The sequence below is a fragment of the Arthrobacter sp. Bz4 genome (genome assembly GCF_003075455.1).
In the GTDB taxonomy this organism is placed as follows: domain Bacteria; phylum Actinomycetota; class Actinomycetes; order Actinomycetales; family Micrococcaceae; genus Arthrobacter_D.
On sequence record NZ_QDAE01000008.1, the window covers coordinates 111,915 to 124,215 of the forward strand.

12 protein-coding genes are annotated in these 12,301 nt (G+C 64.0%); 6 read left to right on the top strand and 6 right to left on the bottom strand.

The genetic code is table 11. From position 1 onward, the window contains the following. Nucleotides 1-2: 2 nt before the first annotated feature. Together DDA93_RS08700 and DDA93_RS08705 are read right to left on the bottom strand one after the other, a co-directional pair. A complete protein-coding gene (locus DDA93_RS08700) occupies nt 3-935 on the bottom strand; it encodes a diacylglycerol kinase family protein (RefSeq protein ID WP_116778520.1) in 933 nt (310 codons plus the stop codon). Then, nucleotides 932-1,519 (bottom strand): pentapeptide repeat-containing protein, encoded by a 588-nt coding sequence (locus DDA93_RS08705; RefSeq protein ID WP_019481700.1) that lies wholly within the window; start codon nt 1,517-1,519, stop codon nt 932-934. The genes DDA93_RS08700 and DDA93_RS08705 overlap by 4 nt, the downstream gene beginning before the upstream one ends. Before the next feature lie 202 nt (nt 1,520-1,721). Between DDA93_RS08705 and DDA93_RS08710 the strand changes: the two genes are divergently transcribed. From DDA93_RS08710 to DDA93_RS08730, 5 genes are all read left to right on the top strand, one after another. Continuing rightward, nucleotides 1,722-2,669, top strand: a complete 948-nt coding sequence (locus DDA93_RS08710; RefSeq protein ID WP_116778521.1) for a J domain-containing protein — start codon at nt 1,722-1,724, stop codon at nt 2,667-2,669. Nucleotides 2,670-2,678: 9 nt separating this feature from the next. Further along, entirely contained in the window at nt 2,679-3,146 is a 468-nt protein-coding gene (locus DDA93_RS08715; RefSeq protein WP_116778522.1) for a tRNA (cytidine(34)-2'-O)-methyltransferase, read from the top strand. Between the two features lie 24 nt (nt 3,147-3,170). Then, the gene (locus DDA93_RS08720; protein ID WP_116778523.1) at nt 3,171-3,974 is read left to right on the top strand and encodes a methyltransferase domain-containing protein; all 804 of its coding nucleotides are present in this window, start codon (nt 3,171-3,173) and stop codon (nt 3,972-3,974) included. 247 nt (nt 3,975-4,221) lie between these two features. After that, complete coding sequence (sigK, locus tag DDA93_RS08725; RefSeq protein ID WP_243400562.1) at nt 4,222-4,839, top strand: ECF RNA polymerase sigma factor SigK; 618 nt, start codon at nt 4,222-4,224, stop codon at nt 4,837-4,839. 1 nt (nt 4,840) lies between these two features. Further along, complete coding sequence (locus DDA93_RS08730; protein ID WP_116778524.1) at nt 4,841-5,665, top strand: anti-sigma factor; 825 nt, start codon at nt 4,841-4,843, stop codon at nt 5,663-5,665. A 74-nt stretch (nt 5,666-5,739) separates the two neighbouring features. Here DDA93_RS08730 and DDA93_RS08735 read toward each other — a convergent pair whose 3' ends face one another. The 4 genes from DDA93_RS08735 to DDA93_RS08750 all read right to left on the bottom strand — a co-directional run bounded on the left by DDA93_RS08735 (nt 5,740) and on the right by DDA93_RS08750 (nt 9,959). Then, on the bottom strand, nt 5,740-6,507 hold the full coding sequence (locus DDA93_RS08735; protein WP_024476499.1) for a PIG-L deacetylase family protein: 768 nt from the start codon (nt 6,505-6,507) through the stop codon (nt 5,740-5,742). Next, nucleotides 6,504-7,451, bottom strand: coding sequence for an electron transfer flavoprotein subunit alpha/FixB family protein (locus tag DDA93_RS08740; RefSeq protein WP_116778525.1), 948 nt, complete (start codon nt 7,449-7,451; stop codon nt 6,504-6,506). Before DDA93_RS08740 ends, DDA93_RS08735 begins: the two co-directional genes overlap by 4 nt. 45 nt (nt 7,452-7,496) lie before the next feature. Next, nucleotides 7,497-8,324 carry an electron transfer flavoprotein subunit beta/FixA family protein gene (locus tag DDA93_RS08745; RefSeq protein ID WP_207771328.1) on the bottom strand — a complete coding sequence of 276 codons (828 nt, stop codon included), beginning with the start codon at nt 8,322-8,324 and terminating at the stop codon, nt 7,497-7,499. A gap of 66 nt (nt 8,325-8,390) precedes the next feature. Further along, nucleotides 8,391-9,959 carry a trypsin-like peptidase domain-containing protein gene (locus DDA93_RS08750; RefSeq protein ID WP_116778526.1) on the bottom strand — a complete coding sequence of 523 codons (1,569 nt, stop codon included), beginning with the start codon at nt 9,957-9,959 and terminating at the stop codon, nt 8,391-8,393. 315 nt (nt 9,960-10,274) lie between these two features. Here DDA93_RS08750 and DDA93_RS08755 point away from each other — a divergent pair. After that, the coding region (locus tag DDA93_RS08755; protein WP_116778532.1) for a TPM domain-containing protein at nt 10,275-12,301 on the top strand (2,027 nt) is incomplete at its 3' end.

The following is a 12,301-nucleotide window of genomic DNA, read 5'->3' on the forward strand; positions in this document are numbered from 1 at the left end:
TTCTAGCGGTTCCGGCTCGACACTTCACTTTTCACCGGTCGGAGGACTCTGAGCGCCCGGGGAACGACGTCGATCTGGACCGGCGCCGGCCCTACCGGTTCCCCATCGGCGAAGACCGTCAGCCCGGCCACCTCGACACGGACCGAACGGACCTTTTCGATCCGGACCGCCGGGTGAGACACATGGGTTCCCGCGAAGAGCCGGGGCAGCATCGCGATCAGCCGGAGTCGTGAGACTGCGGAGACCACCAACAGATCCAGGTGCCCATCATCACAGAGCGCGTCGGGCGTAATCTTCATTCCGCCTCCAATGGACCTCCCGTTGGCCACCGAAACCAGCATTGCGGCCGTCGACTCGGCAGACCCATCGATGACCAGCCGGTAGCCGATGGGTCTGAAGACTGCCAACTCACGCAGCACGGCGAGGGTGTACCGGCTCTTTCCCCGGGGCCAGGACCAGGTGTTGGCCCGGGCATTCACTATCGCATCGAATCCTGCTGAGCAGGCCCCAGCGAACCAGAGCACTCCTGCCCCGTCCTGGTCCCTGCTGATGCGCCCGAGGTCCATCCAGTGGGGCGGTCCGGGGAGTGCTTCATGGATGACGAGGGCCGCTGCTTCCGGGTCCCTGAGGGGCAGGCCGAGGGTCCGGGCCACATCATTGCCGGTGCCGGTCGCCACGATGCCCAGGGGGACCGTGGTTCCCGCCAGGACATTGGCTCCCAGCTGCACCATCCCGTCACCGCCCACCACGACCAGCGCGTCCGGCGACCTCTCCGCCACAGCTGAGCTCACCCGGTCAACAAGCGTCGCATAGCTTGGTCCGGCGAGGACAGTGACCCCGTGTCCGAGGGCAATGAGTGAGGTGACTGCCGCGCTTGCCGCCTTCTTCGCAGCCCCCGCCCCGGCCGTAGGGTTGACCGCGACCAGCAGCTTCATCTGATCACGGCCCCCAGGGCCTCGGCAATGGTCATCGCCTGCGCGACGTCGATCACGGCACCGCGGAACTGTACGTAGTCCATCGACAGTTCGCCCAGTTCGCTGCCACGTAGGTCGGTTCCCCGGAGCCGCGCTCCTGCCCATTCAGCATTGGATAATTGGCAATTCCGCAGCGACGCCTTGGTGAGGTTGGCCTCGGTGAAGTCGGCTTCGGCGAGGGACACGCCAGTGAAGTCGGCGGTGGACAGGTCCGCACGCACCAGCGAAACATAGGACCAGTTGCCGCCAGTGACCTTGAGGGGGACCAGCGACGAGTTGACGAAGGAACTGCCGGTCAGCCTGCACCCGGCAAAGGTCGAATCGAAGAAGCTGCAGGATTCGAACCGGCAGCCGTCGAATGCCCCCTCAGTGTGGGTTGAGACATTGAACTTGACGTTGCGGAACACACACTTGCTGAAGTTGGCCCCGCTGGACTGGAGTTCGGTGAAGTCGCAATCAACGAATAGGGTTCCCGCATAGTCTGCACGGTCGAGTACCTTGCCGTACCAGTCCTCGCCCCTGATCACCTTGTCCCGATTCGTCATTGTCCGATGCTACCGAAGCCGAACCCTTTCGCCCGGTTCGCCGTTGAAGGTACAGCGGGTATTTGGTTGGCAGTCGGGAAACCGTCTACAGTCTTGCCCTGATGAGGCATAGCGTGCCGGCCGCGTCTGCGCCCGGAACTTCAGCACATCGGTTCCACCCGCTCCAGGCCCCCAGCATGCCCGCCGAAGATGAAAGGCCCTCATGGCGACCCCGCCCGACCGGACCTACTACGCCGTCCTGGGATTGTCGCGGAACGCGACCGCCAAACAGGTCAAGGACGCCTACCGCCGGGCCGCACGATCAACCCATCCTGATGCTGGCGGGAGCGCCGAAGAGTTCCATGACGTGGCCGTCGCCTATGAGACCCTCTCGGATCCAGAACGTCGCCGACGGTATGACCACGGGCTGGGTGGCAGCCCGGCCGCCCATGAACCGACGGCGGCCAGTTCGCCCTCACGGTCAAGTGTTCCCTCTCCTGATCGTGCCGCTGATGACGAAGCTTTCCAACGTCCAGCCGTCTACGAGCCGCCCTTCTCACCAGCGCAGCCTCCGGTGATTCCACTGACCCTCGCGGGCAGCCAGATCCATGGCACCGCTCGACAGCCTGGATTCTTCAAGCGTCTCGGATCCGGCAGCGGCTCACGGTTCGACGGCGAGCGCCGCACCGCTGCCCTGCTGGAACACCGTTTCCTTCCGGGCTTCCCCGCCGCCCGACTAGTTAACGGTTTGCGGTTCGGCGACGACACCGGAACTGAAGCGGGCCATGCGGTGTTGGCCGGATACCGTCTGGCGGTCGTCGATTCGATGCTCGCTCCACCCGGTAACTATCGCTGGGACGGGCGTGCCCTGCGGCACAACGGCAGAATCGCCGGTGACGTGCGCATTACCGAGTCGGTCCGACGGGTCCAGGATCTCTTTCCAGAGTGCAATGTCCAGGCGTGGCTTGTCCTCCACAGGGGTGAAGGCAACCCCTTCGAGCCGATTGTCGATTACCCGCCAACGCTGGACAAATCTGCACTGACCAGCGTTCATGTGGCGAATCCCGGTACGCTCCTCCGCGAGCTCAAGAAATTTCTGGGTGGCGGGCCGCAGCCCTATGTGGTGCAGCTCCCCGTACTGGGCCGTTTGCTACAGTACGCCGAGCGCTAGGATTAACGAGTGTTCCGTATCCTGTTCTACACGCCCGAAATCCCCGGCAACACCGGCAACGCCATTCGGCTGGCCGCTGTCACCGGCGCCGAATTGCACCTGGTGGAGCCGCTCGGCTTCAACTTCGATGATGCAAAGCTGCGCCGAGCGGGGCTCGACTACCACGACCTGGCAGTGCTCCAGGTCCACAAGGACCTGGCGAGCGCGTGGGAAGCTCTCACCCCCCAGCGGGTCTTCGCGTTCACTTCCGACGGCGAGGAATCCTATGCGGACATCAGCTACCAGCCAGCAGACGTGTTGCTCTTTGGGCCTGAGTCGGTAGGTCTACCACTGGAGGTCAAGCATGACCCCCAGGTGACGGCCCGGGTCCGGCTACCCATGCTCCCCACCCGTCGTTCACTTAACCTCGCCAACTCGGCGTCTATTGTTCTCTACGAAGCATGGCGCCAGCACAGCTTCGCCGGCGCCGTCGTCTAGCTTTTTCAGCCCTAAGGAGCCACCATGCCACCACGCCATGCCGAGGAAGTGTCCGAGACCGGCGCCGAGGACTTCGAACGCCTGGCGCCGCTGCTCTGGAACCCGATGGGAAATGCCGTCGCAGCGGCCGCCGATATCGCCCTCGCTGACCGGGTGCTCGACGTTTACTGTGGCAGCGGTGCCAGCACCATCCCGGCGGCGCAGTCCGCCGGTCCGGAAGGCGTGATCGACGCACTCGACCCATCCCCGGGGCTGCTGGACCTGGCGAAGGCGAAAGCCGAAGCCATGAACCTCGCCACCATCCGGTTTGACACGGCCGATGTCACCGAGCGGCCTGCCGACGGCAGCTATGACGTGGTGCTGTCCTGTTACGGACTGACCCGCTTCGCGGATATGGCGCCTGCCACGGCGCATCTGTCGCGGCTACTGCGTCCCGGCGGACGGATTGCCCTCAGCACCTGGGACGCTGGCGCCCACACGGAGTTCTGGCGAATCCTTCAGGACGCATGCTCCGAGGATCCCTCCCGGGATCCAGCGCTGCTCGAGCGGGAGATCGCCAACGTGGCCAGACTGGCCTCGCCCGAGAAACTGGGAGACTGGCTGCTGGCTAACGGGTTTAATACGGTCGGAGTCGATTCGGTAGCCATTGAATTGCCGCTGGATGCCCAGACAGCATGGTCGGTGGTTCAGGGGACCGCCTTCCGTCACCTTCTCCCGGGCGACGAGTCAGCCGTCGAACGGATCCGGGCCAGCTTCCTTGACCGGCTCGGCAGCGGCTTCGTCCTGGCCGCTCAATCCCTGGTTGCTGTTGCGGAGACCGCTGACTAGCAGCTGGGTAAGATCCAGACTCCCCCCACCCCATCCCCGCACCGCCCAGCTCCGAAGTACTAGTGGCAGCAAAACTTGATCCGCCCGTGTCGTCAAGCACCGATACAGGCGGTGGAAGTCCTGTCTACAGAACATCGAAAGGACGGTGATAGGGATGGGTAGGCAGGTGGGAGGCACTGACCAACTGATCCGCGCCGGCGGGTCGCATGTTCTGAATCGCAGACGGGGCGCTTTATGCTTGGAGTATATGGATACGCCACGAGCCAGCAGAACTACTCCGGCCGGTTCACCAGCGGGTGGATTCGCCGTTGAACCCGGTACCGCTGCAACCCTGACTGAGCTGTTGTTGCGAGTCGCAGCCAAGGACCAGCAAGCCTTTGCCGAGTTCTACGCGCAAACTTCCCGACGGGTCTATGGGCTGGCCCGTCGTGTCCTCATTGACCCGGAGCTCAGCGAGGACACCACCCAGGAGGTCTACCTGCAGGTCTGGAACCTCGCGGACCGGTTCCGACCCGAGATGGGGTCACCGATGGCCTGGCTAATGACCCTGACCCATCGCCGGGCTGTGGACAAGGTTCGGTCTGAGCAGAGTTCCACTGACCGCGAAGCACGATACGGCGCCGCGATGCAGGAAATCGATCACGACGACGTCGTCGACACCGTAACCCAGCGCCTCGAGGCGGAGACAGTGGTCAAATGCCTCGACTCGCTGACGGAGACCCAACAGGAATCTGTGAAGCTCGCATATTACGGCGGATTGACCTACCGAGAGGTCGCCGAAAAACTTGGCGTGGCTATACCTACCATCAAATCGAGAATCCGTGACGGATTGCTTCGACTGAAAACCTGTTTGGGGGTGAACTGAGATGCAGAACAACGACATGTTTGATGGATCGATTGACGATCTGGAGAGTGACCTGACCCACGGCCGTGTGCTTGACTGGGCCGAGATGTATGCCCTGAACGCCCTGAGTGACCGGGAGCGTCGGGCTATCGAGGACTACATCTCAGCCGCCGACCCGATCCAGCGGGAAGCCTTTGATGAGCGCGTCCGAGGTGCCCGTGAGACCCTTGCCCGGGCGTACGCGATCGACGACGTCGAACCGCCCCCGGCCTTGTTCGACCGCATCCTGGCTCAGTTGCCGGCCGGTCTCCCCGAGCAGAACGCTTCCGCCGCGCCCGCCCGGGCCCAGGCGTCGGCGGGCACCTTCGATGAGCTGGCGAACCGACGCGAGGCAAAGCAACGCCGGCCCGTGGGACGCTGGCTGGCCGCAGCCGCAGCAGCAGTGGTCATCACCGTCGGCGGAGTCAGCGTCGCCCAGAACCTCCAGGAAACCTCGGTTGAACAGGAAGTGTTGCAGGCCCAGGATCTCCAGTCCGAAATCTTCACGATTCCGGCGGGAGGTACCGCGGAGCTGAAGCTCTCCCGTGAGGAAGACGCGGCGGTCATCACCCTCAGTGAGGTACCGGCTCCTCCCGTGGGGAAGGTCTACCAGATGTGGCGGGTTCCCACGGACGGGACCGACCCGGTCTCCATCAGCACCATGACCGCTGAGGACCTGCAGGAATCGCTGGTCACTACCGTCGAGGGCATTGGTTCGTCGATGGGGTTCGCCATCACCGTCGAGCCCGACGGCGGGTCCGAACGGCCAACCCTTCCGATCGTCGCGGAGATCCCCTTCGAGGCCTGATCGGGCGCGTGAGATCGGGCGCATTGAAAGGACCTTACCCAGCTGGACCTGGGCCGCCACCGTTATCGGGGTGGCTAGAATCCGGCAATAGTCTGAGCTGAATTGACTGGCACCACATGGAAAACTTCGGCGCTACGCCCGGCTGGGAGGCCGCCGCGTGCGGCGTTGTCCCGGAGCAGCTGACGCACGACGGCGTCCATCCGGTCGGAGTCCGGATGTTGGCTGGTGTGGAAGTGAAGGGCGCGCAGCTTATCGTCCACCGTGTCAGTAACATCGACGAAGTGGTTTTCCAGGTGTGACGGGCCGGCATAGAGCCACAACCAGGGCACCCGGTGGCTTGCCAGCCCGGCAGCTTCCAGATCCGGGAAGGCAAACGGATTTTCGGCGGCCGGATACACCGCCCGGGTGACCGCTTCGCCGCAGGCCAGATGGTCCGGGTGGCTTTTTTGAATCCGGTCCCAGTTTCGCTCCGGGTGCATTGCCAGCACCACATCAGGACGGACCCGGCGGATCACTGCCACTACCTGCTTGATCACCTCGGTGGAGGCTTCCAGGAACCCATCACGTTCACCCAGATAGTGGATTTCGCGAACTCCCACCTGCTGGGCCGCAGCAAGCTGCTCGGCCCTGCGGGTCCGCACGATTTCACTCTGCCCCTCGGGGTCGAACCCGCCGGCGTCGCCGTCGGTCATAATGCAGTAGTCGACGACGACGCCCGCCCTTGTCCATTGGGCCACCGTTCCGGCTGCACCGAAGTCGATGTCGTCGGGGTGCGCCGCGAAGCACAACACCCGCACGATCTGATCGACGGCGGGATCAAAAACTGTCGCCACCGTGGTCAGGACCTGCGCTTCAGGATCTCGGCGGTTGCCTGCGGCAGCACCTTGAAAAGGTCACCGACCACACCGAAGTCGGCGATCTCAAACACCGGCGAATCGGCGTCCTTGTTGACCGCGATGATGACCTTGGCGGTTTGCATCCCGGCTTTCTGCTGGATGGCGCCGGAGATGCCAGCCGAGATGTACAACTGCGGCGACACTGTTTTGCCGGTCTGTCCCACCTGGGCGGAGTGTTCGATCCAGCCGGCATCGGTGGCCGCACGGGATGCCCCAACGGCGCCGCCCAGCGCATCGGCGAGTTCCTCGACGGGCGCGAAGTTGCCGTCGACTCCCCGCCCGCCGGCAACGATCACCCGCGCCTCGGTCAGCTCGGGTCGCCCGGTTGCCCGCTTCGCCGTTCGACCGGTTATCCGGGCCGTGTTGGCCGGGCTCACCGACTCAACCGTGACGACGCTTGGGACGCCCCCGTCGCCCACCGGTGCTCCCTCGACGGTATTGGCCTTCACCGTAATGAGAGGCGTGCCGGTCGTCACCTTCGCCTCGACCGCGTAGGAGCCGGCCAGCACCGACTTGGTGACGGTGAAATCCTCGCCGATGGCGACCGCATCAGTGATCACCCCCGAGGAAAGCTGAATTCCGGTCCGGGCCGCGATCTCCTTAGCCTCGAAGGTATTCCCCAGGAGGACTGCCGCAGGGGCGACCGACCGCACTACTTCGGCAAGGAAGGCAACCTTCCCGGCGACGAGGGAATCCTCGATGTCGGACGCGGCCGGCTGGTAGACGGACCCGACGCCGCGCGCACCCAATTCCTGAAGGACGGCGTCGTTCAGGTCACCGATGAAGGCGACGGCGGCGTCGCCGAAGGTGGTCGCAAGCGTGAGTAGTTCCCGGTGGCTCTTGTGCAGAACCTCACCCGGGTTATCAATCAAAACGAGAACTGTAGCCATTGAGGTGGCTCCTTTGCGTTGTTCGAGCGCGGGTTCGGGGAGGTGCTACAGCAATTTTTGAGCTGCAAGGAAATCCACCAACCGGATCCCTGCGTCACCTTCGTCACTGATGATCGTTCCCTGGCCACGGGGCGGCCTGGGGTCCGCGACCTGAACCGAAGTCCATGCGCCAGCGAAGCCCACCTCGGCTGGGTCCACACCGATGTCCTGCAACGACAGGGTGCTCAACGGCTTCTTCTTCGCCGCCATGATGCCCTTGAAATTCGGGTACCGCGGCTCATTGATCTGATCAGTGACCGAGACAAGGGCGGGCAGGGTAGCCTCAACCGTCTCCGAGTAGACGTCGCCGTCCCGTCGGGCTGTCAGCGTCCAGGAACCATCCGCTGGCTGCAGCTCAAGAGATGAAGCGAACGTCACCTGCGGCAAATCCAGCCGTTCGGCGAGCTGTGCCGGTACCAGTGAGGTCTCGCCGTCCGTCGATGCCATTCCGGTGATGACCAGGTCTACCGACCCGAGATGGTTGACGACGGCGGCGAGCGCCCGGGAGGTCCCGGCCGCGTCCGATCCGGCGAGTGCATCATCGCAGAGGTGCACCCCGGCATGAGCGCCGATCTGAAGTGCTTTCTTGACGGCGCTGACCGCAGCGGACGGCCCCATGGTGACCGCGGTGATCCGATGGCCGGCCGCCTCTCCGCCATGGGATTCAACGAGTTGCAGCGCTGCCTCGAGCGCGTACTCGTCCAATTCGGACAGGATGCTCTCATTCCGGTCGGTAGTGCGGTCGTCGCCTCTGATGTGGCGGTCGAACTGCGCGTCCGGCACATGCTTGACCAGGACCACTATCTCCAGGCCTGCGTGCGATGCCTCTTCCATTGCTACCTCTTCTGAAGTTGGGGATCTGCCCAGCCCTAGCTAACCATATCGGGATCCCGGCCTGGGTTAGCCGTCGGCCCGGCCCACTGTCACATCAATGGTCTGCACTTCCCCGTTGCGCTGGAATTCAACGCTCACAGTGTCCCCATCGGCCTGCATCCGCACCGCTGCGGTGAGGTCGCGTGGATCGGTGATTGGGCGCCCAGCCACATTGGTGATGACATCGCCTTCCTGGAACCCTGCTGCCTCAGCGGGCGAGCCTGGTTCGACTCCTGCGACCTCCGCCCCTACCGAGAAGGAGGTTTCCCCGTTGGTGTTCTCGGAAGCCGATGGCGAGACCGAAACGCCGAGGAAACCGTGCGAGGCACTGCCGTTGGCGATGATCTCCTGGGCAACCCGCTCAGCATAATTAATGGGAATGGAGAACCCCACACCGATGTTTCCGGTGCTTTCCCCGGAACCCGACGATGCGATCGCCACGTTGACGCCGATCACACTGCCCTGGCCGTCGACCAGCGCACCACCGGAGTTGCCCTGGTTGATAGCGGCGTCAGTCTGAATGACGTTCAGGTAGATCGACCCCTGCGACTGGTTCTGTGGCATTTCGGTGCCTTCCGGGGGAAGGAAGTTGAAACCATCCCCCTCTTCCTCAGGAACGGCATCGGAAAGCTCCTCCGGTACTGCCGAGGAGGCAACGCTGATCGTCCGGTTCAGCGTGGAAATGATGCCGTCGGTGACGGTTCCGCTGAGTCCGAGGGGCGCCCCGATTGCAATAGCGGTGTCCCCGACGTTCAGCTCATCGGAATTCGCCAGGGTAGCGGGTTGCAGATCGGGGGCGTCCACTTTGATCACCGCAAGATCGGACAGCGGATCGGTGCCGACAATCTCCGCGGGGAACACTCGCCCGTCGCTGGTACGAACCTCAACGGCCGCATCGCCCACCTGACCGCCGAGCGTCACCACGTGGGTATTGGTGAGGATGTGCCCGTCGTCGTCGAGCACTATTCCGGACCCTGAACCACCCGAGCCGGCGCCGCTCACAGCGATAGTGACGACGCTGGGGGAAGCCTTGACAGCGGCCCCAGTGACTTCGTTGACGCTTTCGGTGTCATTGACGACCACCGATTGTGACTGACCCGTGGTCGTAGCGGGGACGGTGCCCTGGTCGCCGAGGAGACGATCGGCCCCGGCGACTACCCCGCCGCCGAGCAGGCCGGCGACGAGCACACCGCTGACGAAGGCCGCTGTTCCAAAGCGCTTCTTGTCCCGTCGGTGGGGAAGGGCTGCCGGGGGCAGAGCGGACCCGTAGAAGCCCCCGCTGGAGTAGGAGCCGTCATCGTAAGCGGTCGCCGTGGACTGGTCCGCGGAATACTGGTCGCTGTGAGCTGCCTGGGAATGAGAAACCTGAGACGGTGACGTAGGCGGCTGCACCGGGTGCGGCTGCGTCGAGGGGTGCTGCCCTGCTGACGGGTGCTGCTCTGAGCTGCCGGAGGGTCCCCCATCGGACGATGCGGCTGAGGCAGCGATCTCGCTCCCGTCGTCGGGACGAGAGGAATCCTGCCACCGGTGAAACGGCGGAGTCTGAGGGCGTGGCGGTATGTTGCGCTCGAACCCGTTGTTATTGTCGTCAGTCATCGGAAAGCCTTTCGTCTCGATGCATCGAACTATGCCAAACCAATCTGGATCTTTGGCGCACGTTCGCTGGATGAATACTGTGAGCCAACCGGGCGTCCGTTAGTCCTCATCCATTCTCCCCGGCCAGACTCCGCCGGCAAAGTCCCGGACCAGGTCCTGATTCATTTCGCTAGGGGCAGAGGTCGGTAGGTGGACTGCCTTATCGCGGCACCCTAGACTTCAAAAAGGGCGTGTGACAGCGTTGACGGCATCTACCGCCGACCGTTGGCCCCCACGCGCAGTGAAATTCCGGGGACACTTTTCGAAGGGTATTGAATGCGATCGAGTACCAGGCGCCTTGCGGCACTAGTAGGCGTCACCGCCGGACTGATGCTGCCCCTCACTACACTCCCCGGCGCATTTGCGGTGCCCCCGGTGGACTTCGGTGCAGAAGAGATCATCGATGAGGCAGGAGTGCTCGACGGCGGTGGGCTGGCCGAGCTTGAAGACGCTATTGCCCAGCTCCGGGACGAAGAGGGCTACCGTTTGCGCGTCGCCTACGTGGACTCGTTCACCGACCCGACTGACGCCGACCAGTGGACCGAGGAAACCGCCACCGTCAGCGAACTAGGCGAGTCCGATGTCCTGTTGACCGTGTCCGTCGAGGGACAGGCTAGGTTCGTTGCAAGCAATTCCAGTCCCGTTCGCGCGGACGCACCACAAATTTTCACCTCCTACATTCTGCCTGAACTGGAGGACGGCAACTGGGCAGCAGCCGGTGTTGCTGCAGCGACCGGAGTGTCGGAGTCCGTGTCCGGCGGTTCGGTGTCCGGTGGTTCGGATAACAGCCAGTCCGGTGGCAGCGGTCTCGGCGCAGTCCTGCTGGTTGGCGCGCTGGTGGCGTTGGCCGGTATCGGCGGTTTCTTCTTCCTGCGTTCCCGCAGCCAGAAGTCGCTGACCCGCGGACCGTCCCAGACCGAAGACTTCGGGCCCGGACGTGGCCCGGACGGGGAAGTCCTGGACCCGTTGGCAGCTTTCAGCGTGGAAGAACTGCGCAAGAGGGCGGGAAGCCTGTTGATTGCAGCCGATGACGCAATCAAGTCCAGTGAGCAGGAGGTCGGCTTTGCGCAGGCCCAATATGGCGATGCTGCAGTGCAACCCTTCGTCGATGACATCGCTGCGGCGAAGCGGCATATGAGTGAGTCGTTCAAGTTGCAGCAGCAACTGGACGACCATATTCCAGATACCGAAGAGCAGCAGCGCACCTGGCTCGGAGACATCATCCGGCGTTGCGAATCCGTCAACGGTTCGCTGCAGGAGCACAAGGCCGATTTCGACGCCCTGCGCGAGTTGGAGCGCAACGCTCCCGCAGCGCTTGCCGCCGCACAGGCCTCGGCTGAAGCGGTCAGGACCCGTGTGTCCGACGCGGAGCAGCTCCTGCAGCAGCTGCAGCAGAAGTACGCTGATTCGGCTACCTCCCAGGTGCGGGACAACGTGGATCAGGCCAACGAACGGTTGCAGTTCGTTGGCAGTGCCGCCGACTCGGCGCAGCAGCACCTGAGTGCTGGCGATACCGGGTCTGCAGTGATCGCGGTGCGCGCAGCCGAAGAAAGCGTCCACCAGACCACCGTGCTGCTGGACGCAATTTCCAAACGGGCCACCGAACTTGATGCGGCGAAGGTAGAGCTGGACCGTTCGGTCTCCGACACGGCACAGGATCTGGCCCAGGCACAGGCGATGCTCAGCACCGGTCAGCACCAGGATCTCGCCGGCCCGGTGGCGTCCGCCGAAGCCGCTCTCACCACCGTCCGCAACGAATCCACGGCTGGCCGGGTCGACCCGGTGTCGCTCCTGCAACGCATTGAGGCGGCTCACGCCCAACTCGATGCGGCACTGGGCGGAGTCAAAAACCAGACCGAGCAGGCGCAGCGCGCCCGGGAAGCTTTGCAGCATGCAATCATGGCAGCCCAGTCGCGGATTTCCGGCACCTCCGACTACATCCGTGCCCGACGCGGCGGAGTCGGCAGCGAGGCACGCACCAGGCTCGCCGAAGCGGAGCGGAATCTCGACTACGCGGTACAGATCCAATCCGACGATCCGGTTGCGGCACTGTCGCATGCGCAGCAAGCCACCGCGCTAGCTGAACAGGCAGCACAGATCGCTCAACAGGACGTCGATGGCTTTGGCGGCGGCATGGGAGGCTTTGGTGGCGGCGGCATGTTCGGCGGCGGCCGCAATCAGGGTGGCGGAATGGGCGGCGCACTCCTGGGCGGCATCCTCCTCGGCGGTATCCTCAATGGCGGCGGCGGAGGCGGCGGACTTTTCGGTGGCGGCGGAGACAGCGGCGGCGGATTCGGAGGCGG